Consider the following 24,068-nt stretch of genomic DNA (forward strand, 5'->3'; position numbering starts at 1 on the left):
GGCATTCGGATCACAAAACAGCGCCGCGCTAAATGTAGCAAGTCAGGCGGGTATAATTACGAAAGGCAAAGACATCTTTGACTCTTCTCATAACTGCGGCCGCGAGATGGGCTTCGAGTTGATGGGTGATCATTGGTGCTTTGGGATTCACGGCACTTGTTTCTTTGGTGACTTTTTATATCTTGTGAGCGTTTGATATGACTGCAATAGCGCTTTTGAACGCTGAGACGGACCCACATATTGTGGCTGACACACTGTTAAGTGTGGACGGGGAGGACCCACGGAAAATCAAAAAAATCTGGCTGCCTGCCCTTGGAGACGTGCAGTCGCAGTGGGGAGAAGGAGGTGATCGGTGGCATATATCGAGACTAGCACGGAAGACATTTGTTCTCCCCAATAACTCAGGAGTATTGGCGTTCGCAGGGTCGTGCACACCCGCTATTCATTTCCTCGACAATCTGTCCGAAGCATTTCGTAATAAGTATCAATATGACGAGTGCGCGAGAGTTGATAAAGAGCTGATAGATCGTGTCTTAAAACACTCACCGCGAGCAGGAGAGTTTTGGCTGCTAGGGGTCTTAATTGATGCGTCCGGCCATCGCACCCCCTATACACATAATTCGGTCAAGCGAATCGACACCCAGTTCTTTGGCGTCTGCTATGCAGCAGGAAGTGGGGCAGAGCTTGTTGGACAACTTATTGAGAGGGAGGACCACCGACTTCAGGGTGTGAAGACAGCTTCTGGGGCCGCGCTTTGGAGGACAACCGAGTACCTGGCTGAGAGCATCTCCTGCGAAATGCTCTATCGAGAAAGTGACTACCTAAACGGACTGGCGGTGAACTCACCGATCAGCGTTGGCTGCGGTGGTTTCTACGAGTGGTACAAAGTGCTGCCGCAGGGGGTCAAACCAATGAAATCCAGAGTAGATATTCATGTATCACTGCTCGACAAACAAAAACTGGTAATTACGCGAATTTATTTTTGCGAACAAATGCAAAACCCTAAGTTACGGCTCGTTGATTCAGCATTGCCGTCGCAAGATTATTATTTGTCGATCTTTAATTTGGGGCTCAAGCCTTGCGAAATCCCCATGGAGATGGAACTGACCGAATGGATGACAATTGTTCCTGAGGAAACTGTCGGAGTCCTGGTGCGTTCCTTTTTTAATAGCGACGGTATTGAAGTAGGTGCCACAGCACGCCAACTATCCGCAAGCGTATCTCCTAAGTCTGCAAAGCATCTGTTTGGTGAACCTCTCGATGTAGCTCGCGTTCGGCTTATTGTCTATTCTGGTGGGGTCGCGACCCTGAGCGCCGTGACCTCCTCGGCTGGAGAGCTGCCAAGCGCTCGCGTATTGGAAGTCAATGGCCGTGTCGCACTCGCATTAAACCAGACGACTATTACTGCGTTGTTGGAAGCGGCGTCACGTCTGTCGAATATCAATGATGAATGCGTCGATACGGATAAAGCTGCTGTTTAGATAGGCAGCATCTGGCCCTCACCAACCCTGCTGACGGGGCTCGAACTAAAGTTTTTTAATAGAGCCGAAAACTACTTTCTACCGAGGAAATTATTCAGTGGTTCGAGAGACTATTCGCATTACGATCAAACGTGGACTTTCAGCTGTTGCCGCAATGCTCAGCTTGGTTTCTGGAATGTTCTGGCATATTTCTGCCAAGCAACAGATGGACGCACTTGATGCATCGGCTGAGGCTGCCCGAAAGCTCACTGAACTTTCTATTCAATTTAACGTTTGGGCAGCGTACATGGCCGTAATTACCGGTATTTGTTTAGCCTGCGCTCTTTATTTTGAGGACTAACCTAACCAACTACACCTAGGGTGTTACCGCCAATGCACTTTTGACCCAGGGTCAACAACGCATCAGCGCCAACACGCTGGCCCGTCAGCGATGGGGTCAGGGCGACCCTGCCGCTGGCGAACCAGCTGTTGCAGCCTTGTACCTGGCTTCACCCCGATGGGGCGCCGGGTTCATCACTTGACCTGGCGGACGAAGGTTCCGACGCGCAGGTAGGTTTCGTGGGAGTCAGGCGCGTAAACGCACAGGGCGCCCTGGTCGTTGGCCGCGAAATACTTCCAAGTACCGTCCTCCAGCATGATTTCGTTGAACGCTTGCCCGTCGTGGCTAACGTGTATGCGTTGATGGTTATTGCGCGACGGGAACAGACTCAGGTCTTTGAGGTGGTAGCTGGTCTCGATAGTGAGCGCGTCCGACTGGCGCTTCCAGTCGTAGCCCTTCTGCGAAGTCAGCAGGTTGCCCCAGGAGAAGCACATCAGTTTGCCGCCCATTGCGGTGACCAGCGGATCATGGAAGGAGAGGTTGTCTTCAGGCCAAGTGCAGTTGCGCCAGCCCTTGCCCTGCACGTAGTACATCACCGACGAACTGGTGTTGGTCTTCTTCTTCACCATAGTGTAAAAGCTGCTGTACTTGCAGAACGCCAGCAGGCACGCCGTGCCCGGTATTACACGCAGATACTCTACTTGCTCGCCCTCGGACAGGTTCAGGCGACTATCCCAGCGTTTCCAGTTCGCGCCAGGTCCGTCGGCGCAGAAGAACAGCGCTTTTTCGTAGTTCGAGGTCTTGGTCGAGTCGAACAGGAAACCCTTATCGGTGTATTCGAACTCGGTGCGCTCTGTGAAACGCCAGAGCCATTGCCCATTGAACGAAACCAGATCTTCAGTGGCGGAAAACGTGTAGCTATCACTGACATCCGGGTACTGCGAACGTTTCCAGGTCAGGGCGTCGTGGGAGTAATAGAACACCTCTGAGCCCACCATCAGTACCCAAGTCCCGTCAATCACGTCGAGCCGGCGAATCCAGATGCGTTCATCGTCCACATTGGGCTTGACTGCCTGCCAATGCTCGCCGTCTTCGCTGCGGTAGAACTGTTCGTCATTGTCCACGATCAGCCACACCTTGCCATCAGTCTTGATATGGCGAATCTCTTCCGGATCGCAGGGAGGGTTTTCCATATCGTGCCAGTCAATCGCAAACAAGTGTCGCTTGCCGTCGTGCTCAAAGGTGACGGATTGTTTTTCCAACGCCTCGCGCAATTTCTGATGTTCGCGCTCCTCCTCCTTGCGTACCCTGGCCAGCACTACTGAGCTATCGAAATCGCCCCTGCGGAAGTAGCCGAGCTGATCATCCGCATCAGAGCAGGCATCGGAGAATGCCGTTAGCGTCCGGTCGATTTGGCGTTCGCAGTCGTCCAACTGGTGGTACCAGTCATCGTTTTCTGCAGAGTTGTCCAGGTCGTAGTCGGACCAGGAGATCTTGTTCTCGAACTCGATACGCGGCAGGCCCCATTGGGCGATCACGCGGTTGGCGGCGCTCAGTGCCGGGGCATTCGTAGCGATGAAGTCCTGTGCCTTGCGGCGTATGTCGTTGAGGCTGGACAGGACAGACTTGCGGCCGATGGTATAGGCTGCACTACTTGCAGCCGTCGCCATTTTTCCAAGGAAACCGTCATCGAGCGAGCCCATGAACGACGACCAATCGGTGGACTTGCTGGTGGCGGTCATGAGATCCATGGTCATGTTTGAGGCGTCCATGCTGGCGGCATAGAGCTGTTTCTCTGTGGCGATCCAAGACTGCTCGAAGCGCAACGCGCGATATCGCACGACGTTCTTCCAGCCCTGGGTCAGCTTGGCCAGGCCTGTTGCCGCCTTCAGCAGCTCCGCTTCGTCGCTCTCATTGAGCAGCGACAGTACCAGCGGTAGGCTTTCCTTGAAGTTGCCAGGCTTCAGGGCGGTCAAGATCCGCAGGATGCGCGGGTTCTCAACCTTCTTGCGGCACAAGGTCAGTAGGAAGAAGGCGTCGATGAGCCATGTGTATGCCTTATCATCGTCATTAAGGAGAGTTTGCAACGCTGATAGGTGTTCACGCTCCTTCATCGGATTGTCGGCGATGCCGAGAATCTGTGAGACCACCTCCGGGCAGGCACTGTGTTCGGCCAACAGTCCGAGAAACTCCTGGCCCGCGCCGTCCAGCGAGGCCGCGTTGTCGAAGCACAGCGCGAACAGGCGCAGGTAGGTGCGGCGCGCTTCGTCGTCAGCCTTGTCGAGGAAACTGTGGGCCTTGATGTCCGGCAAGTCGGAGGTTAGCGACAGGGTTTCAGGTTGCTCCTCGTCCGCAGGGCCGTCGGCGCTAACGTTGAAACCGTTTTGCTCCTTGTAGATGTCCAGCGCTACCAGGCTGCCGCCAATGACTTCGCCGATCAGGTCACGAACACCATAGTTGGTGTAGAGACCGCCGAATTCGTTGCCAAAGAATCGCGAGATGATTTTCTCCCGGGCCTCGTCGCTATTGCACAGCTCATCGTCGGTGAGGTCGATGATCTTTTCGTATTCCTCGGAGAGGAAGTAGAGTGCGTTGAAGCCAAGCCCCGAGATGTTTTTCTGGATGAAGTGCGAGTCCAGCACGTGGTCTTCGTTTACCGACAGTTCAATCATGCTGCGGTAGCGATCAATACCGAAGACCTCGATCTGGTCGATCACCTCGATAATGAACCCCAGCAGTTCGACTTCGTCATCGCAGTTGACCCCGAGTTTTTCCAGGGTGACCACCAAGTGATTGACATCGCGCTCGGTCAATTCGATGTCGCGATGGGCACGCATGAAGTCATAGGTCAGGTGCAAAATCAGCAGGTTGCTCGGAATGGATTTAAAGCGGCGCTTATTCGCCTCAATGTTCAGCGACCAGCTGTGGAAGCTAGTGCTGTTCTCGACGGTCTTCAGCCGGCTGTTGATCCGGTCGATGGCGGTTTCTAGAAAATCCCGAGTCTCGATGATGTAGTCGTTCATCGTGCCCAGGTTGTTGCGGATGACCGCGATGCTCTGCGCGTTGATTAGGTTCTGCTGTTGCAGTTGCTTGAGGTAGTGCCAGGCGTACTTCTGTATTTGCAGGGTGTCGACCTGATTCAGCAACTGGTTCTCGCTGGTCTTACCGCTGAGGCTGCTGGCGAAACGCTTAAGGAAGCCGGCCCCCGACTGTTTGTTCAACCGCTCTTGGCTACTCGTGATCAGACGCGAGGCATCCAGGGCCAGTTGCTGGGTTAAGGCAGCATTGGCTTTGTGGCGGTTGACGAGGGTGGTCACTGCCTCTAGCTCGGGCCCTTGCAGCGGCTCGTGGAAAATCTGCTCTTGTAGCTCTGTCGTTGTCTCGCTCATGGTTCCGGCCTTAAAGGGTGTTAATCTTGTTTTTCAGTCGTTTGCTTTGCGCTTCCAAGGTCTTGACCTGAGCGGCGAAGTGTTTCTCCGACAGATAAAGCCCCTTGCGAAAGTCGCCGTAGAACTGTTGCGAGACCTGCAGGTATTCCAGAGCTTCATGAACAGCGACGCCGTTGCTGACCACGCGCTCCGTGGCAACCAAGGTCAGCTGGAAGCTCTTCTCGATGTGGTTGTCCACAGCAATGTTCATCGCCAGTGTCGTGATCAAGCCGCCCACGATGCTGCCTACCAGCGCGCCAGCGGGACCGCCTATGGCACCAATCGCCGCCCCCACCGAGGCACCGCTTACACCGGCGCCTGTCAGCAGCAAACCCTTTCCGGTGCGGGCTTCCAGTTCTTCGGCGGTGATCCTGCCGACGGCGAACAACACTAGGTTCTGCACCACGTCCACCGCACAGACCGCCGCCCCGGCAATGCCACTATTAGCGAAGGTACGTTTGAACACCGAGCCGGCGAACAGACCAGGCATCGAGCGGGCTGCGATGCTGACACTCGCAGAGGCCACACCAGCCTTTAGCGCGCTGTCGCCGGCAGCGATGGCCGTGTTTTGTAGGATCAGCACGGTGGCCCGTTCGGCGGTGATCTCGCCATCTCTGACCTGACGGATGTACTGGAAGGTATTGATACTGCCGGCGATGACTGTGGTTACGATGGCCGCCGACCCTGCCGCGCGCATGCTTTGCTGGAAGGTCGCCTTGTTCAGGTAGCCCGTCTGCACGCTCTCATGCAGCTCTTTGCCGGAGGTCGACCCGGATCCGACGTGCTCAGCATCGCGCTTGCTCAACCCTGTGGACTGGACTCCCTCGGCGTCGAGGCGGCCAGCGGCCTTGTCATGCACTTTTTCGGCGGCCCGGGCGACCTCGGGGCGGGTGTCCCGATTTTTCAGCATGTCCTTGTGAGCTGACAGCTTGATGCCTTCAATCTGGTCGGACGGCCCGAGGAACACGTCGGCATTCTCGTAACGGTGAACCCCGTCCTTGCTTGAGCGAAACGCCTTCTGCGTGGCATCGGCGTTCTTGAAGTATTTCAGCTGTGCGCCCTGCAGTTGCGTATCGCCTTTCATGATGACGATGTCGTGAGTCATGTCGTTCTTCGCCAGCGGTGTTTTGGCGAAGTTATCGGTAAAGGCTCGCACATCCTTGTCCTTGAGGATGGCGTCTAGGTTGAACGACTCAGCGTGCCAGGTCTCCGCCGCGAAACCGCCCTTAATCGCTTTGTTCTGGGCGGTGGAAGCGATCTTGGCCATTATGTCATTGGTCTGGCTGATCTCGCCGACCATACGGCCGATCTTTTCCCCGGCCTGGGTGGGCCAGATCGGGCAAAGGCTGACCGAATGACTGATAAGTTTGTTTTCCTGCTTATCCATGAGAGAGCCTCAGACGTTGTGCTGAACGACGGCAGTGCCGACGCTGGAGTGAGTAGAGGCGGCAGAGACAAGCGCGTCCTCGTTCAGATAGAACTGCTGCATTGATTTCAGGCGCTGACGGATCTCGTCGACCCAGACCTGGGGTGCATGGACACGAATGTTCTCGTTGAGGCCGAAGATCCACCACAGGGTCTCGCGGTCCAGCGGGATCCTGGCACACAAGCGTTTCCAAGCCTGGTCGGGGAGGTCATGGAGGGATTGCTCGTCACTGAGTGGCGTCTCACTCAGTAACTCGGCAATTTGGGGGTGGATGTCCGCGACCAACTCAACGCACTCATCGCCCTGGCGTTGGCTGAAGCGCCCTCTGGCGATGTAGTCGTCGATGTTGAAGTTGGATTGCTCCCTGGCCTCGGCTTCCAGCATGCGGATCGACTGGATCCGGTGCAGGGCAAACTGGCGCACGTCGTCATAACCGTCCACCGATGCCAGCATGTAACTAATGGCATGCCGGGAGACGAGCCCGGCCGGGTGCAGAACCAGATGCTTTACACCACCTTTACTACGGCTGCGGTAGGCGACTTCGATCTGTCGACGTTCTAACAGGCTCCCCGAAACCGCTCGCCAGACCTCCAGAGCGATCTCCGCTGGCAGGAGAGTCTTGCCGTTGGGTATCGCACGGACGCGACGCGCCCAGTCTGCCAAGCCGTTGTTGCCCACATCACCGAGGAAATGCCGAGCTCGGCGAAACTGCGGGTTGAGCTGGTCGAGAACAGTCTGTGGCAGCAGTGTTGCCAGATGGCTTTCGGACAGGCATAGGGCAAGCGCGGTCGGCGCGTCCATGTCCTCCAGCCTCAGCGGTGCGTTTCGGGTGAAGCTCCAACGGAAGGGTGATTCACTCTCGTCACATAGCAACGAGAACGGCAGGGAGAGCCGGTTAAGGTCCCGCTGGATAGAGCGCAGCGTGACGGAAAAACCCTTGTCATGCAGCTTCTCCAGCAGGGTGGTGCTGGCTATACGCTGCGGCTCGGTAGGAATGAGGCGCAGCAGAGCGAACAGCCTGAGCAGCGTATCCTTCGCTTGAGACATAGAGACTACCTTGTTGTGCATCAGTCGCTGACGCCAGATTGGCCACGATGCTAATAAAAATGATGGCGCAGTGCTACTTCTCTAGCGTCGCACATGACTAAAGTCAGATGGGCACCCAACCCGTTCAGTGGCCTTCAGGCGCGTGGGCTTCCTTGTAACGCTTCAAGTCTTGGTATTCGCGGTATAGCTCACAGGCCTTCTTCAGCACAACAACACAACCGATGGCGGCAAGTAGGTTCTTCATGACAGTGGGCTCCTGGTGTTTTTTGCATCTTGTTATGGGGGAGCGACAAATCGTGTCGTCGCGGAGAGCTGTACACGGTCATAGCCGACTCTCCCTGACAAATAACGCGGCCGCGTTGAGGAGGCACTGATGGATGGCACTGCGGTCAGCCTGACTATCTAGGTAGCCGAGTCGATCGACTCGGGAGAGAGAAAACTGTAATCCCAGTACACGAAACGTGATGGCCCTTGACCAAGCTCGTCCAGAGCATTGCTGAGGATCTAGAGCAGCGAAAGCGATACTCAAACTATCTTACCCTTGAAATTAAGGGCAACCTAAAATACACTTTCGCTATCGCCACTCACCCCAGGTGCTCCCCATGCTTCCTTCACCCACTTCTCCCGACTTTCCTGCTGCCCTGAAAGCTCGGCGCGAACTCCTTGGATTGAGCCGCGCCGAGCTTGCCCGAAAGGCCAATATTCATGGCGTGATGCCCCGTCGCTATGAAGAATCTGACTGCGGGGAATTTGCGAGCCCCCGTGCCGACACATGGAAGAAGCTGAACGAGATTCTCTATCCCGAATTCACCATGAGTGCCGCGGTACTACAGGAGTCGTCCGAATCAACGACCAACACCAATACGCCAAGTGTTCCCTCTGGTGTCCGCGGTTTGAGCATCGCAGAGGCCAAAGCTGGCTTGGCAATCACCTTTGGGGTGGACATCGAACGTATCGAGATAATCATTCGCGGCTAAAGTACTGCACTCATCAGCATACAATTACAACTTAAGGGCAACTTATGAATACCCAGATCGCCGAGTGGGATGAGGCTTCGCGAGTCCTCAAGCAAAACGTCGCGGTAATGCCACTGGGACAGGAGTTCACGATTCGGCAGATAATCGGGAAACCATCCTGGGCACCGTTGCAACGTAAGACGCGTCATGACTTTGGCCGACACGTGCGGCGGAATCTTGAACAGTACGGGTTGGTGTTCGCACGCATGGCCGGACGAGTCCTCGTATACAAAAAGTCCCCTGTCTGAACCTGGCTTGGAGGTGTCTACGAAACCAGAGGCGATTCACTGAATTGGAATAGACATTTGACTACGATTGTTTGGGATAAAAAAGTGCTTGCAGCCGACAGAGCACACACAGGCGTATTTAAAACAACTTATAAAAGAAAGATTTTTTCGCCGGAAATCGAAACTTTTTTTGAGGGCTCGCAACTGATGGCTTTTGGCGGCGCAGGTCAATCAATGTATCTAAATACCTTCGAAAATATGTTACTGAAACAGCGTAGTACTTCGGTTAGCCAAGTAATGAATCAGCTAGCACAAGATGCTGCGCTTTCCGTGAAAGATATTAACACGAGCCTTCTTATCCTTACTGTTGATGCATGTTATAAAGTTTGGCTTGATGGGAAAAACCCCTTGTATGAGAACGTCACAAACACCTCAGTTGCCATTGGTTCAGGCGCTCGTTATGCACGCTCAATTTTGCCAAAAGCTGGAGCTTTCGCTGCTCTTGCAAGAGCTGCTCGTCGTGACAAGAAAACAAGCTGCCGCATCGACTGGATTGGCAAGGCTCCGGGAAGTAAGATTAAGTCAGCCTCGTATCGGGATCAGATTTGGGCACTGCTTAAAGATCGTATTCTGCTACGAAATTCATTCTCAGAAAATGATTAAGACTGTCACCTCTTTGAAATGGCTCCTCCCTTGCCACCGGATTGTAGGCCAGTAACCAAATTCGGACTTGTCCAAGCCTCTCGGATGGCGCCCAGCAGCTGGCTTCGGCTATACGCCAACTTGCTAGCAAGGCCCTACAGCTCTAAGATCGAACTGTATTAAGGGATAGCGCCGCACGCGATGAGCTGTGGATAAGTAGTATGACCGAATCCTTGGATTAGGCTATCAGGAAGGTAGATCTCAATGGATATCCCATCTCAGCATGTTTTTGAGGTGCTTTCAGGAAAAGGCATAGACGAGCTACATCATGCAAATAGTATCGCGACTGCTTGCCAGTTCTTAAGAAGCAAAGCTTTGATGTCTCGGGGCACCGTGGAGCGTATGGGATTGACGCAGACTGCGCAGTCCTCTGACGATGTAGATAAGCGATACAGCATCTGGTTTGATGTCTTTCTTGACTCCGTAGATATTCATGCGAGAGCAGGTCGTGCCAACGCCTATGGTCCTGTTCTTTTTGTCTTCGATCTCGCACTCATTGATCGAAACAAGACAGGCCGAATCTGGGTAACAAAAGAAAATCCGACAAAGTGGGCAGGGAAGTCGGACGAAGAAAGATGGTTCCAGAGCAAAAAAGAGTTAAATAACGATTTCGTCAGAGGAAGGTTCGATCAGATGATCGTATTGCGGCACTGTGGCGGATCACTGCCATTCGGTCGGCATCTGAAGAAAATCATCCTGGATGATCCAAAGCTGAAAACTGATGAGAACGTCAACATATATAGCATGGCAGTTGGAGCTCTTAGGCTTGCGATGCAAGATGCCAACATCGATGTTCCCATTGAGCGCAGGAGATGCAAAGCGCAATGTAAATGCAAGGCTCACTGGAGCGGTGACGATGAGCGTCTCTTTAAAATGTTTGATCCAAAGACCTAACTGATATTTCAATGTCGATGCTCAACACACTTTAAAAAAGCCCCCGGAAGATCCAAAAATCTAGCGGGGGTTTTGTTAGAAGACAAAATTTAGCTGCGCACCAAATTTACAATCTGTCAAAAATCGACCCTTTATGAGGGTAATAGATCTTTTCGTACAAACGGGTTGCATATTCATCTGTCATGCCAGAGATATAGTCACAAATAACTCGATTTTTTTGGCCGGCACTTTCTCCGCTGACATATCGCTTCCGAGTAGATGATGGCAAAAGCCGCTCGGGATCAGAGCTAAGAGCATCGAAAAGCTCAATCACCAGCTTCTGACCTTTAAATTCCAACTGCTGAACATTTGGGGTCTTAATTACCTTTGTTTTTACAAGATCAAAGATATGATCCAACAACGCTCTATGATTGTCATCCATATAGGCATTCCACTTGATAAGCGCCGTGGTCGCTGATGACATGCTGGATCGTTTTACCTCTGTTTTGAGAATAAATTGGTGAACTAGACCACCGATAGCTTTCTTTCGCTCGTAACTTTCTTCTGAGAACAGCTGGTTCGCCAATGTATTGCTATTCAGCTCACAATTACTGAAAAGACTCTCTTTGTCTTGATTCTGATCATCCCATGATTTTCTGGTGATCATTCCTAAAGAGATAGCATCCTCAAAGTCATGTAGGCTGTATGAAATATCATCAGCCAACTCCATAATCGACGTATCCAGCCCCTTGTATATTGGCTTTTTATGACCAGACTTGTGTTCTTTAAATGTTGTGAATTCAGCTTTTTCCGCTTCAGTTAGAGGCGCTAAAACCCAGTCCACCACATCACGCTCATCATCTAGGTAACACTTTGGAGGGTGCTGCTCTTGAGCCTTACACAGCCAGCGCTGAGGTGGGACTTGGCCATACGCAGTCGCGCCCACCAGGTCACTATACGGTGCGGGATATTTCAGGATGCCTAAAAGAAGGCGGCGAGTCGGATTCAAACCATGATCGGCAGTGTATTTATCCAATTTCGATAGGATGCGCAATGTCTGACCATTCCCCTCAAAACCACCGAAGTCTCGCATACACAAATTCAAGGCAACTTCGCCACCATGCCCAAAAGGAGGGTGCCCAATATCATGGGCCAAACAAATAGAACTCATGAGCGCTGAACGCGGCAGAGCCTCGATGATTTCCTCGTCATCCTGATGGTGGTCTTGAAGCCATCGCACAATCCCGACACCAATCTGCGCTACCTCCATCGAATGGGTAAGACGCGTGCGGTAAAAATCGCTCTCTCCCAAGCCCAACACCTGTGTTTTTGATTGCAAACGACGGAATGCCGATGAGTGAATCAAGCGTGCGTAATCACGCTCCCACTCCGAACGAACCTCACCACTACGGCGAGGATCTTCAGACAGGCGCATTTCCCAAATATTTCCAGCCATAAAACCTTCCCTGTGAGTTAATTTGAACGCTTATATTATCGGCTGCCATTATTGCTAATTTGAGGAGTTTTCCGGCCTCGATTTTACCAATAGCACCCAGCTTAATTAAATCGCCGTGGGTTAGCAGGCTTCTCTGTTCGCGTTGATTGGAAATTGCCCCACTCCACTCTGCCGATTAATATTCGACCCAAGGCAAGTTACTGACTCCGTATCAGATTAGCCTACGCTCTCCTATTCAAAAGCTGAGCATGATCCGTTGAAATACCAGAGTCACACCCCCCTCAGCAAGACAGCAGTTATTAAGGCAGCTTTTCGTCAGCGCCAACACTCCACGTCATCCTTGCCCAGTCACAGAGTTCCACCATCTGACTCTTCCTCAAGTCCGAACTCATTGAGTCGAGCGATCAAACCGTCCGCCCCGCGCCCGGCGGCACATCGACTGTAGTTGTCAGGCAACCTACCAACGGCGCGTTGCCTTTAATTACCTCAGTCTCTTGCGGGGTTCATCCACATTTCACTACTAATCCTCAACCGAACTCCACGCATGGTGGCCGTTCGGCGCTCCGCCTTGACATCATCGTCATTTCTGACGATGCTTGGCGCATGAGATATCCAGGCGGAAAAGGCAAGTGCTACCAGCGCTTGATCAACCTGATGCCACCGCATCAGACATACATCGAATCCCACCTTGGTGGCGGGGCCGTCATGCGCAACAAAAAGGCTGCGCAGCGAAACATTGGCTTGGACCTCGACGCCAAAGTCATTGAGCTCTGGCAAACTGAGCTTCCAGATACCTGCGAACTCCACCAAGTCGACGCAGTTGCATTCCTTGAGGGGTACTCGTTCGAAGGCCAGGAGCTGGTCTATGTCGATCCGCCCTACGTTCCGGAAACCCGCCGTCGAGAGAAGGTCTATCGCTGCGATTACTCGGAAGAAGACCACATCCGCTTGCTGCGGTGCTTGGTCGCTTTACCTTGCAAAGTGATGCTTTCGGGCTATGACTGTGATCTCTACAACCGCGAGCTCATCGGGTGGCGCAAGGTGAGTTTTCCAGCTAAGACCCATGTAGAGCTGCGCGAGGAGACGGTGTGGATGAACTTCGAACCTCCCAGCCGTTTGCACGACAGTCGATACATGGGCGAAACATTCCGAGACCGCCAAACCATTCAGCGTCGCCAAACCAGGCTCCGTACTCGTATCGAGAGCCTAGATCCCATTGAGCGACACGAGTTACTGCAATGGATGCAGGAACACTACGGCATTGCCGAGGAGGCCGCCTGATGCAATTAGGCGCTATTTTCATGGACCAAGCGGTCTTCAATGTCGAGCTGCCCAAAGCAGACGCCGAAGTTATTCCGGGCGTCCCGTGGGGAGCCATGGAGGCGTTCCCAACTCCTGCCTACTGGGCATACCAAGTGTACGCACGCCGTCTCACTGGCGATCGGATCAACTACAAGCTCGGGGCAACGCTGAAAGAAGAAGTTGGCGCGTGCTTGTTGGGGGGGCATGGCATCCCCGCTAGCGTCGGGCTCGCCGCCTTTCATCACGTCAAAGAACGCGGTGCCTTTGGCGACCAACCACCTTCAGAAGAAAGCCTGCTCGAGTGGCTGAAAGAGCCCCTTGTTATCGATGGTCGCCAAGTGCGGTACCGCTTCGCCACACAGAAGGCTCGCTACCTCAGCGCGGCTCTTCAGAAGCTGTCTGCTGAACGGCCTCCGTTAGGCTCCGGCAAAGCGCTGCGCGACTGGCTGCTGGATATTCCAGGCATTGGTTACAAGACCGCATCGTGGGTTGCCCGTAACTGGCTGGATGCGGACGACGTAGCAATCCTGGACATCCACATTCTCCGTGCCGGGCTACTGGGTAGGTTCTTCGAGAGCAACTTGACCGTTGAGCGACACTATCTGGAGCTGGAAGAGCAGTTCATCCGCTTCAGTAAAGGACTTGGCGTCAGGGCATCGGAGCTCGATGCCCTGATGTGGTTGGAGATGATGTCATCGCCCGCCACGGTGCACAGCATCATGGGCATGGGGCACCACGCACCTGATTCAGGTTCTCGTAGCAGACCCAAGAAGAGCAAGGCCAACCCCAGCCAACTTTCCCTGATCGGCTAGGGTACTGGCCCAAGGCTCACCGGTGATACCCAGCGGACAGAAGTTGAGTCCCTGGGCCGTCGCAGTTAATGCCATGACCGCGAGTAGCACCCCCGCGTCACGCCAAACAAGGCTGCATCCATCTTGGTATTTACCCAATGTTTTTCCGGGCTCGGCCAGAAACAGAATTCGTGTTGCCTCATCACCGCCCAGAACCCGCAGACTGAGTTCATAAAGGCCTGCAAGCTTGCCGGTCGAATGTCGGAGTTCCACCAGTTGGTGGGCCCTAGGCTCATACATCCACCATCGATCATCTTCGGGCCGCTTAACGACGATATGTATAGGGTGGATCGCTCCAGCCGAGGGGGCCGCTCGATGCTCCAAATCAAAACCTAGGTTTGACGTACCGGATCCTCGAGTTCTGCATGCATGCCAGAGGAAGGCTCCGAGCTGCAGGTCATAGACGACGCCGAACTCGCGATGCGACGCACGAGCATCCAAAACCTCGCCGAACGGCCGGTCTAACGCCTCCGAGGAAGCAGGGAGCGGGCAGACATCGCCAATTTCCCACTCGAGAGGCTCATACCGCTCAGGAGCCAGCCTTGGATTAGGGTCACCCAAGTCGATCCAAGTCATACCCCACCTCTTGAAACACTTCCATGTACTTGTTGCAGCCGCGGCAGTTGCCACATGCAACATACGACTTATGGCAGCTGTGCGCCCATGCCAGGAGACTCGCAGGGATGCCCGATTTGCGGACAAGCTCAGCAGTAGAAAACTCAATTGCTGGAGCCTCCACCACCATGCCGCCCTCCTGCAGGGAAAGTAGATGGCTGATCGCCGACATGAACTCTGGGGAGCCATCCCTATGGAAGCCATCCGATTTCACGGTACCCAACCACAGGTGCGTCACACCGAACGAGATTGCCTTCATAGCGGCCAGCGTAACCAGCATCTGATTCCGGTACGGCCACCAATCCGAGGCTGGAGCCAGACTGTTGGCTTGGCTACCTGCCATGTCTCCCGAGCCCAGCTGGCGGCAGTCAATCTCAATCACATGATGAGGGATTTCCAACAGTTGGCAGATCGTTCTTGAAGCCTCGATCTCGGCCTGCGCCGCGAGCTGGCCGTAGTTCAGGGTGAACGCGATGTCCGGGCGCTTCCACCAGGCAATCGTCAAGGAATCCATCCCGCCAGACAACAATAATCCCGTCTTCATAGCACTACCGCTTCCCAGACCATCTGATAGATCGCACTCACATAGTCATCGGTGATGCAGCAGTCGGAGCCTTCCATCATTTTCTTGTCCTGTTCGGACTCATTTTCCGCGTAGAAGACGACAGGTTTGTTCAACGCCCGAGCGTAGCCAATCTCGTAAATCGTGCCCGAGTCGAGCCCATCACCAATCGCAAAGAGAACGTCGCAATCACGCACCCCTTCGAGGTCCTTTTCGACCACGTCCTCAGCAGAGCCAAGACCGACGTCATGGTATGGGGAAAATACATCCAGCCCCATTGCCAGCAGGTCTCTGCGAGCCTGCCCGACCATCCAAAGCTCTGCGAGGGTGAAGAATGGCCCTGCGAGGTACACCTTAGGGGCGTAACCATCGCGATACCGAACTGACGGTTGCAGTGGGTACGGTTTGAAGCAAGCAAGTAAAGCCTGGTCGGGGAAGCCTTGATTTTCGCAATAAAAGGCCGTCGCAATGGAGGCAACCGAGGCGGCATCGTGAGCCGAAAGATCTTTGTCCATCCAGCCCAGTGCGAAGTGGGCGGCGAAGGTATCTCCCGAGCCGATCTTCCATACCCTTTCAGTGCGGTATGCAGGCACCGTCGAGATTGCGCCGTTGTCATACACCAAGGCACCCAGAGGCCCCATCTTGATAACAACCACCTCCGCGCGCTCCTGCTCGGCGAGCACGATTGCGAGTTCTTGTGCGGTCAAACCACTGGAAGAGGGAACCAACAGATTGGCCTCATGGCGGTTCAGGACCAGAGCCAGGTGCTTTGCTTCAGAGCCATTTGCCCTGAAGGACTCCGTACCGTCGGCATTCTGTGGGTCAAACACCGCGTACTCAGCATCAACTACTGCCGTTCCATCGATCATGCCGAATCGAAGCACCTTCTCGGCGCTAACCTGCAGCTTCGATTTGACGTGAGTACCCCGTCGAATATCTGGATTGGCGAGGCCATGGATGTACTCGAAAGTCACCGGTGCCTGCGCAGGCGTAGCATTGAACTGGAAACCTTCCGCGGCTGCGCGGGCATCAACGACGATTTGGGTGTCGCTATCTACACAGGCGTGTAATTCCGCCTGACCACCGAAACGAGCAATCGCCGTTGCTGCCCTCCCTGCCGACCCATAAATATCGTCCCACGCCGGGCGCATGCAGCGCTCTCGGTAGACGCCTCCTACGATGGTGATCATAGAGCTCTCCTTGCTCGAAATTAAATGTGGTAAACCCGAAGGCGTACTTGCCCGCCACCAACGTGCAGCACACGTGCCTGGTACTGTTCGCCCTGGCTCATGCAGCTTCGCAATTGGTTCAGATGTGGGTCGACAATCCCTCCTGCATCAGCGCCGTTCCAAAGTGCGGAGACGACTTGCTGGTTACCCGACTGCGAAAAGACAATGTCGAGGATGTCGTTGACGCTCAGCTGCCCAACCACCTGTGCTTTCGGTGAAGCTAGCTGGGTATCAAACTGAAGTGCCGCGCAGGAAGTGGTGGGTGTAGATGGACCCAGATAGCTACCGCCAGAACCAGACATTCGCATCTCCTTCGCGAGTCAAATTGAGTGCAAAGCAATATCACATCGGGAAGGCAAAAGGCCATAACATCCTCATGCTCTAGCGGCGACCGGCACAAACCAAGCATCGTCCCGTATCTGGATCAACGATTTCTCGGCAGCTGGGTGATTTTTCATCAGCGTCAACACACGATGCCGTTGTCTGGAAATGTCACCTGGAAATGATCAACTCGATCCAGTCGTGATTTGGACTCCGGCTTTAGTAAGCAGCTCGTAAAGCGTTGCAATTTTTGTTCGTGTGCCCCGCGAAGCACAGTAAGTGAATATGACCCGCTGTTTAGCACGGGTGAAAGCCACAAAAAATCCTGCCGTGGCCTCAATTTCATCCTGAGAAAAACTCCACCAAGCGCCATCATCCAGTCCGACAAAGATAACGGTGTGATACTCAAGGCCCTTGCTCTTGTGGATCGTCATTAAAGGAATTGCATGCACGCCTTCGTACATGTCGAGGGCGTGGGACCAGTCCTTACTGTGGAGCGAGCTGGATAAAAGATGTTCCGCCGTTGCGTCTAACACTTTTTCTAGCCAGCTCCCTTGGCCATAGGCGGCGTTGAAACGGATCACATGCTCTACACCCACGAAATTTAGGATGTCGTCAACAAGTGCGCGTGAGGCCACCTTACTTCTCGGGGGGAGGGAGTAGCGTGCAGCCAGTTCGGTTGCATAGGTGTCCAACACACGAGCGAGCCTACTCTGCCTGATTGAGTCATCGGCATCGATCCCTCTCATTGAGGCGAGCCAATTCTGGCAAGTCGACCAATAACTTCCCGCTCTCGGAGTCATTGATAACCGGAGAAAGTTGACCGCCAACTTCGAGATTTCCTCTGTCATCAGCTCCTGCAGCATTACTTTGCCGACCATTCCAGCTTCGTTACGCAGCGCCAGATTTTCGTTCGCGAAGGCAGGTTCCAAGAGTTCTGCATATTCTCCCGCCTTTTGTCGAACCAGTATGACGAAGTCTCGAGGAGTCAGTTTCAGGTCGGCAATATATGACGCTACTGATTGCGCTAACTGACGCGCTTCAGTTTTTGGACTCGGGAAGTCGAGAATTGAACAGCTTTCTCCGTCAATTGTGCCGTCAGTCTGAGATACCGGCTGCACAGCTTGTACATCTAACGCCTGGGCCAACACGTGCTGGATACGTACCAAGTCCGGCGAAGATCGGTAATTGTTGAAGAGCGAAGTCCGGACACCTCCGAAATCAGCATCAAAGGCAGAGAAAGGATCATCCATCGCCATTGCCCATCGCATGATCTGCTGCTTGTTATCTCCGACAGCAGTCACGATGGTTTCTGTGCCTCGAAAAATCGTGCTTACCAGATCGTACTGAACCCTGGTGGTGTCCTGGAATTCGTCCATGAACAAATGCGAATAGGTGAGGCGCAAGGCATCCCGCGCCATCGGATTGACTCGCAGCAGCAATTCAGCGAGACGGCCAATCATTGGGAAAGACAGCACACTTTTGCCACCGCCGTGGAGCGACACTCGCCAGAACGCATCTGCCGCCCATTGCGCGACAGTTGGGTCTGGCCATCCTTCTACAGGTAACGGTGAGCCGAGCAGGTGCCGACGCTCAAAGGTTTTAGACCCTATCTCACGCACATCATTTCTTGTTCCGATTACCGCAGGTGGCGGTGGAAGGTCATGGAGGTACTCGCGAAAATCTCGCTCCGTGTGAGTCGTGATCTCGTAATCGGGTCTTGGCCTCCAGCGGTCAGGTAATGCCTGACCGAAGCGGTCGACCAATCCTTTTGCAAACGCATCAAACGTCATGGAGTCGAAGCGGCTCGCATGGGAGTGGTGACAGCGCTGACGTACGCGTGCTGCCAGATTAGATGCCGCATCACGTTTGAAGCTGATAGCCAGAATGCGCCGTGGAGATGGCGCAGTGTCCGTCTGAAGGAGAAAGGCAGCGCGCTGCGCAAGCAGTTCTGTCTTGCCAGCGCCTGGTCCGGCAATAACGGACCGATTTTTTTTCGAACGAACCACTTTCAGCGCATTCGCTTCCAGAGCTTTAACCCCGACGGGTTTCCAATCCTCACGAGCAATTCGGCGTGACGAAACGGCCATAATCAGTCTCGCCTTAAGGAGTTGGAAATATGCCAAACGACTTCAGACAGAACTGTTGGCATTCGTGCAGTCAGGCTCGCCTTGCTGACTCGAGCCAATGCCGCCAAGTGCGTAGCTGGCTTGCTGTGCGTCAGGAAGTGGTACCGATAGCCCGGAAACAATGCGGGGTAATCCTCAAAGGGTCCCGTGTACACCGAAAGTCCTGGACCTGACGTCCCCAGCACAACCTCAGCGGCCTTATCAGCAGCCATGCGAGGACCTCCCCCTTTAGGAATAACGGCGGCATAGTCATCAGGGAAGGCTTTCAGCATGCCGAGATCAAGATCTAGTGGTGCTGAAAAGTAGACCCCGTATGGCTTCAAGCTGTTGATCCAACCCAGTAGGGTTGAATGGTCAGGCGAGTTGCTCCATCCGTGCATATTTGCGAATGCCGCATCGGCCAGAACGCCGCTTGTGGTTTCTAGCAATTTGGCCTTGGGCGCACCGAACTCAATGAGCTTCTCAATCGCTGTTTTCACTCGCCCCCACCCCCCACCATCACGGCCGAGGTCCAAGTCAAGCAGAGTCGCGTGAGGGATACCTAGGGCTTTAAGTAAGCGCCAAAAATATTGGACGTGTCGTCCACCGAGAGGGACGATCGCGACAAAAGCAGGGTCAATGAGAAGATCAAGTGCCTCGGCGAGCTGAGGGAGAACGATTCTTTCCGAATCGCCCTCGACAAGCAGAACGAACCTTGCGAAGTAGAGTTCGGGATAAGCCAAGATGGCCCCACGCACGAATTTGCTGGCTTCCACATCGTCAGTTGGCAGCTCAATTCGCTTCACAGTAGATACGCGGGTCTTTGCGTTACAGCGGCAGTAACGGACCTCGCTTGGATCGATTCGGCTAAGAACCGCCGGCGAATGACTCGTGATTATGGCCTGCGCACCGCTGGCCTCAGTCAACGATCGAACCTGGCGGATGATGCGAGCAAGGAAGTAGGGTGAAAGATGGTTTTCTGGTTCCTCAAGAGCAAACAGTGTGAGCGCGGGAATATGGAGTGCATCCTCTCGAAAACCGGCCACAGAACCTTCAACGACCTCACGCTCTAGGTCAAAAACAGCGGCGGCCAATGCAAAATAAAATAGCGACTGCTGTCCGTCACTGAGGGCTTCAATACCTCTTTCTCGCCCGTCAGGTCCCTGCTCAAATATGACTGCGATCTTGTTGATCACTTCCTCAAAACGTCGGCTCACCAGACTGAGCCTAGGCTTGGTATTGGAAGCGTCGTCATGCAGGTCGGCCCAGCGTGCTTGCAGAGCCTCGGTAATTGCAGTGATCGCAGACTCGCCTTCAAACGCAGCAGTCAGGCTCTCAGTCGCCTCTTGCACTTTGTCTTCGGTGTCGGAGGACCATTCAATGGCCCTCAGGAGACGGGCGGCCAGCGTGCCGGCAGTTGCTCGGATTTGGCCGGCGGCATCTCGACTTGCAGGGGTGTAATAAAGTTGTATGAGGCCCCGATCGGTCACTGCCACCGGTTGGTATTTGTCCTCTGCGGGCTCGTCATCTAAGCAATCGATCCAAAAAAGACTCTGTGACACCTCTCCCTCAAGCGTACCGTCGTCATCCCACTGTGCCTGAAGCCGCATTCGGCAAACGGGCGCCTGGGCTGCTCTCGTAATCAGCATGTGCCGAAATGAAGGGGCGATGGTTTCCGCGGTTGCAGACCCGTCCAACAATTCCGGGAAGGCAACGATCGCCTCGATGAAGAGCTCTTTTGAATCGCGGCTCTCAGGATCCTCTCCAGGAGCTAGGTGGAAATCCGAAAGTGATACGGTGCGCTGCGCCCGCGTGACCCCAAACAGCTTCGACATAGCCTGCAGAAGCGCAGTTTTACCCGCAGCGTTAGGGCCAACGATTGTGGTGACCTCATCTGAGATTGGAATGGAAATCTCATTCGGGCCGAAACAGCGAAAGCCAGATATCGTGATCGACTCGATGCGCACAGGTTCCCTCCTCAATGCGGTAACAGGCACACATGCTCGTTACTATTGGGCGAGGTTAACGCAGTAATAGTTCGCGCACAGCCCTTGAACCCGGATTTTTGTGCCATTTTCGCTTGTCAGGCCAAAACGTCGGGCTAACTGCGTGAGAGCAGCAAGCTGATTCCAGGCCCCCGAACAGCAGGCGAGAACACCCTTAATTGTTGGCGCTGGTGCGACTTTGACCCAGGGTCAACTCGACGTCGGCGCCAACAATCTGCATCAACCTAGGCCAAACGTATTGCCTGCAGTTGGCTCCCACCACTCCTGGACCAACAACGGGCAGAACTCCATGCTCACGCATAAGGGGAGGGATCGACTTCAAGGATGTTTTGTTGATTCTCGCCAATTCAGGACCGAGAACAAACGATTGGTTGAACTCCCTAATTGCTTCTTGGGGAACACAATGTGCTGTTCTACGACCAGACCGAATCGGGTAACTCGTCAGTAGCCCGCTGCGAATCAGGGCGTACGCGACCTCCTGTTTAATCCCGAGCAAGAATGCAGCCTCCACAACGCTGAGATTCGGGCTATTGCGATATATCGAGGAAATACGGTATCGAGGAACAAGCCATTTTCCCAGCGCAATACCATCATCGGGGTTCACAAAATATGCATTAATCTTACCTTTCTGAATAGAAGCAATAAGCTCGACGAAACTTCCTTTGGTCGGCAGTTCGAGCTTAGCAAGCTGTGTGACTGACACCAGCCCATCTGTCATGGGAGGGCAAGGAAGGGCCGTTCCCAAGTTAATCAGCGACGAGCCGTCTATCCACCATCGCTCCCCCGGCGATGGTTTTCCGCCTAAAGACCTCAGCAAGCCCGCATCTAGCAACTGACGGACACGTGGCTTGGTGATACTTAAACAACTAGCAGCTTCCTCTAGGCTTACCGCATGTTTGAGCTGCTCCGCGCGCACCGTAAGTTCTAAATAATCCACCACCAAGCCGTTGCGACCGGATGGATACTTCATTTCACGATGAGGTAGTTCACCATTAGCAACCATGCGGTGCAGTAAAGCGGATGGGACATTTACCTTTTTGGCAGCCGCCCGAATTGAGACCCAGCGGTGACTCGTGATGGTGTCCGAGCGAAGATATCGATTTCGTCGGGCCAATGGGCCCTCCCACCGACACTCGACGTAGCGTCCAAACGTATCTCGGATGAATTGAAAAGCGGCCCCCTTCAAACCGCTGTGAATATCTTTATACGTTTGCCCAAATACACTTCCAAGCTTCCAGCCTGGTACTGCTTGCCGGGTGATAGCGAGCTTATCCAGAAAAGCCCAGAAACCATGTGGCCAGTCTTTTAAAATCTGGCCGGCGGCGGTAGCCAGGGGAATGGCAACCGCCAAAGCGCCGGCTCCAGCCAGTTTCAATGGTTTATCTAATACCGAATGAGATTCACGAACTCCAAAACGCTTGGCAAGCTCGTGAAATTCGTTAATGGTCAGATGTGACAGAGGATCTGAATTTGTCGGCGCGTGTCTTAAGCGGCGTTCAAATTCGCAAGTTACCCACAAGGCCATGGGATCTGCTCTGATGGATCTGGCTCCAAACGAAAGCGATGTGCCGCACTCGGTACACTCAAACGTCGCCATGACCCCGGGCTTGAATTGCGCTCCACACACGGAGCAATGATCATGAAGGCTGTTTTTGTGGACCGGGCAACACGTCACCAAGGTGAGGTCCCATAAATCACGCCAATGCTGCGACTCCTCCAAGCATTGTGAGCAGCATTTCCTGTGCTGCGGGGACCATGCTTTGATGGCTTCGGTAGCTGGATGCAAAAGTTCCTCAACCGATAAAAGCCAACTCAAAGAAGAATGGATTTTTACCCATTCTTTCTGGCCCGCCGCCATGCAAGATCGATGCATGGCGACTACCTCCAGGCCGGCCAAACCATTGGTATGAGCTAAGCGATACAGATAACCGTATAAACTTTCATCCATTAACGGCTTGGGGGTAACCAGCAGTCCAAACATTATCGCTGCGGCTCCTCAAAGTCATCTTCGCGCCATGCCTGGGGAGTACTGAGGAACGAGCTGAATCCCTCAGAGATCAGTTTGAATGAGCTGCAGTCCAATTTGTCCATAGCCAGGTCGTGCACGTGAACCAAACTGCCGTAGACCGAATTAGGCGTCTCTTGCCATGAGGTAAAAACCCTGGCCCGTCGCAGAATTGAGAACATTCCGTTTGGCCAATCTGATAATCCAGCAGCTGCTCGCTCAAATTGTTGACGCACCAGTCCCATCGAAACGACACGGCGATTTAAACTCAGTGTCATGCCCTTTCGATCACTGGATATCGCGCCCAGAAACATAATCAACTTCAGCAAGTCATTGAGCCCAAGAGAGGCTAAGCGATCAATTTCAAGCCCACCCTCAGATCGCAATGAAGGGGTCTCGTGGCGCTTGTACACGCTGGCAATAAGGGAAGCAAGTGCGGTAGCCGGGGCACTCGCAGCCACAGATAGAAAATCGTCAAAGCAAGTACCACAGCGACACCTGCCCAACTCAGGTCTGTTGTCGCCAAGCGAGGCATAGCATGTTGGACACTGATCCCACAAATAGCAGCCATGTTCTTCACACACTGCTAGCGGAGCAAATGCCCAATAAACACGTGCATATCCATACGCCCTTATACACAAGGGGCAAATACGGTGAGTTTTGAGTGATACAGTGCGCGCTGTGAATTCATGGCCTCCGAGCCTCACCATGCCATCATCATCCTCGACCGGCATCGATTCAAGAAGAGCTTCGGCAGTGCTACCGGTGCACTTTTGTAGCTGGCGATTTCTGTTTTCTATCTGTCCATAGAACGAACCATTGGGCATGTCCAATGCGATTTTAAGTTGCGATATACCCAGTAAGTGATTGAGTTTTGCGACGCGGAACAAAAGGCTATCTAGCCCCTCCCAAGGCTGGAGATCGCTCTTCAAAAGCAAATCTACCTGCGGCACAGCAAGTTGATCAAACGCACGCTGCATCCGTGATTTAGCTTTCATCTGCGACTCAGCTGCACGAGCCTCCATCACAGATGCTTCCAAGGCTAAAAGATCTGCGTAAATATCGTTTTGCATATTTTTATCAATGCCGGGGTT

The 24,068-nt window shown here is 53.7% G+C and carries 18 protein-coding genes; 7 read left to right on the forward strand and 11 right to left on the reverse strand.

Annotation, left to right across the window (positions count from 1 at the left end; all coding sequences use genetic code 11):
- Positions 1 to 242: 242 nt before the first annotated feature.
- Both HBN68_RS02670 and HBN68_RS02675 read left to right on the forward strand, forming a co-directional pair.
- Positions 243 to 1,481 (forward strand): hypothetical protein, encoded by a 1,239-nt coding sequence (locus tag HBN68_RS02670; protein ID WP_141228730.1) that lies wholly within the window; start codon positions 243 to 245, stop codon positions 1,479 to 1,481.
- A 97-nt stretch (positions 1,482 to 1,578) separates the two neighbouring features.
- Complete coding sequence (locus tag HBN68_RS02675) at positions 1,579 to 1,821, forward strand: hypothetical protein (RefSeq protein WP_094988638.1); 243 nt, start codon at positions 1,579 to 1,581, stop codon at positions 1,819 to 1,821.
- Between the two features lie 173 nt (positions 1,822 to 1,994).
- Here the strand turns inward: HBN68_RS02675 and HBN68_RS02680 are convergent, their stop codons facing one another.
- The 3 genes from HBN68_RS02680 to HBN68_RS02690 are packed head-to-tail and all read right to left on the reverse strand — an operon-like array spanning position 1,995 to position 7,701.
- Positions 1,995 to 5,189, reverse strand: coding sequence for a hypothetical protein (locus HBN68_RS02680; protein WP_094988639.1), 3,195 nt, complete (start codon positions 5,187 to 5,189; stop codon positions 1,995 to 1,997).
- Positions 5,190 to 5,199: 10 nt separating this feature from the next.
- Positions 5,200 to 6,615 carry a hypothetical protein gene (locus HBN68_RS02685; protein WP_094988640.1) on the reverse strand — a complete coding sequence of 472 codons (1,416 nt, stop codon included), beginning with the start codon at positions 6,613 to 6,615 and terminating at the stop codon, positions 5,200 to 5,202.
- A 9-nt stretch (positions 6,616 to 6,624) separates the two neighbouring features.
- Entirely contained in the window at positions 6,625 to 7,701 is a 1,077-nt protein-coding gene (locus HBN68_RS02690; RefSeq protein ID WP_094988641.1) for a WYL domain-containing protein, read from the reverse strand.
- Positions 7,702 to 8,303: 602 nt separating this feature from the next.
- Between HBN68_RS02690 and HBN68_RS02695 the strand changes: the two genes are divergently transcribed.
- The 3 genes from HBN68_RS02695 (at position 8,304) to HBN68_RS02705 (ending at position 10,540) form a co-directional block, all read left to right on the forward strand.
- A complete protein-coding gene (locus tag HBN68_RS02695) occupies positions 8,304 to 8,678 on the forward strand; it encodes a helix-turn-helix transcriptional regulator (protein WP_094988642.1) in 375 nt (124 codons plus the stop codon).
- A 344-nt stretch (positions 8,679 to 9,022) separates the two neighbouring features.
- A complete protein-coding gene (locus HBN68_RS02700) occupies positions 9,023 to 9,607 on the forward strand; it encodes a hypothetical protein (protein WP_139048432.1) in 585 nt (194 codons plus the stop codon).
- A 243-nt stretch (positions 9,608 to 9,850) separates the two neighbouring features.
- Positions 9,851 to 10,540: a hypothetical protein gene (locus tag HBN68_RS02705; protein ID WP_047296908.1), complete on the forward strand. Its 690-nt coding sequence runs from the start codon at positions 9,851 to 9,853 to the stop codon at positions 10,538 to 10,540.
- Between the two features lie 106 nt (positions 10,541 to 10,646).
- Here the strand turns inward: HBN68_RS02705 and HBN68_RS02710 are convergent, their stop codons facing one another.
- Positions 10,647 to 11,975 carry an anti-phage deoxyguanosine triphosphatase gene (locus HBN68_RS02710; RefSeq protein WP_047296909.1) on the reverse strand — a complete coding sequence of 443 codons (1,329 nt, stop codon included), beginning with the start codon at positions 11,973 to 11,975 and terminating at the stop codon, positions 10,647 to 10,649.
- A gap of 642 nt (positions 11,976 to 12,617) precedes the next feature.
- On the opposite strand from HBN68_RS02710, the gene HBN68_RS02715 reads away from it, so the two are divergent.
- Both HBN68_RS02715 and HBN68_RS02720 read left to right on the forward strand, forming a co-directional pair.
- Positions 12,618 to 13,256, forward strand: a complete 639-nt coding sequence (locus HBN68_RS02715) for a DNA adenine methylase (protein ID WP_262373386.1) — start codon at positions 12,618 to 12,620, stop codon at positions 13,254 to 13,256.
- Positions 13,256 to 14,089 (forward strand): 8-oxoguanine DNA glycosylase, encoded by an 834-nt coding sequence (locus HBN68_RS02720; protein WP_047296914.1) that lies wholly within the window; start codon positions 13,256 to 13,258, stop codon positions 14,087 to 14,089. Before HBN68_RS02715 ends, HBN68_RS02720 begins: the two co-directional genes overlap by 1 nt.
- 592 nt (positions 14,090 to 14,681) lie before the next feature.
- Here the strand turns inward: HBN68_RS02720 and HBN68_RS02730 are convergent.
- The 7 genes from HBN68_RS02730 to HBN68_RS02760 form a co-directional block, all read right to left on the reverse strand.
- Positions 14,682 to 15,287, reverse strand: a complete 606-nt coding sequence (locus HBN68_RS02730) for a 7-cyano-7-deazaguanine synthase (RefSeq protein ID WP_047296918.1) — start codon at positions 15,285 to 15,287, stop codon at positions 14,682 to 14,684.
- Positions 15,284 to 16,495: a PfkB family carbohydrate kinase gene (locus tag HBN68_RS02735; RefSeq protein WP_034139948.1), complete on the reverse strand. Its 1,212-nt coding sequence runs from the start codon at positions 16,493 to 16,495 to the stop codon at positions 15,284 to 15,286. Before HBN68_RS02735 ends, HBN68_RS02730 begins: the two co-directional genes overlap by 4 nt.
- Positions 16,496 to 16,515: 20 nt before the next feature.
- Entirely contained in the window at positions 16,516 to 16,836 is a 321-nt protein-coding gene (locus HBN68_RS02740; protein WP_047296922.1) for a hypothetical protein, read from the reverse strand.
- A 204-nt stretch (positions 16,837 to 17,040) separates the two neighbouring features.
- Entirely contained in the window at positions 17,041 to 18,945 is a 1,905-nt protein-coding gene (locus HBN68_RS02745) for an ATP-dependent helicase (protein WP_047296924.1), read from the reverse strand.
- A 2-nt stretch (positions 18,946 to 18,947) separates the two neighbouring features.
- Positions 18,948 to 20,930 carry an AAA family ATPase gene (locus tag HBN68_RS02750; RefSeq protein WP_047296926.1) on the reverse strand — a complete coding sequence of 661 codons (1,983 nt, stop codon included), beginning with the start codon at positions 20,928 to 20,930 and terminating at the stop codon, positions 18,948 to 18,950.
- A gap of 193 nt (positions 20,931 to 21,123) precedes the next feature.
- Positions 21,124 to 22,950, reverse strand: a complete 1,827-nt coding sequence (locus HBN68_RS02755) for a TniQ family protein (RefSeq protein WP_080963860.1) — start codon at positions 22,948 to 22,950, stop codon at positions 21,124 to 21,126.
- A complete protein-coding gene (locus HBN68_RS02760; protein WP_094988644.1) occupies positions 22,950 to 24,047 on the reverse strand; it encodes a TniQ family protein in 1,098 nt (365 codons plus the stop codon). Before HBN68_RS02760 ends, HBN68_RS02755 begins: the two co-directional genes overlap by 1 nt.
- Between the last annotated feature and the right edge of the window lie 21 nt (positions 24,048 to 24,068).

The organism is Pseudomonas sp. WS 5078, assembly GCF_012985745.1.
Classification (GTDB): Bacteria; Pseudomonadota; Gammaproteobacteria; order Pseudomonadales; family Pseudomonadaceae; genus Aquipseudomonas; species Aquipseudomonas lundensis_A.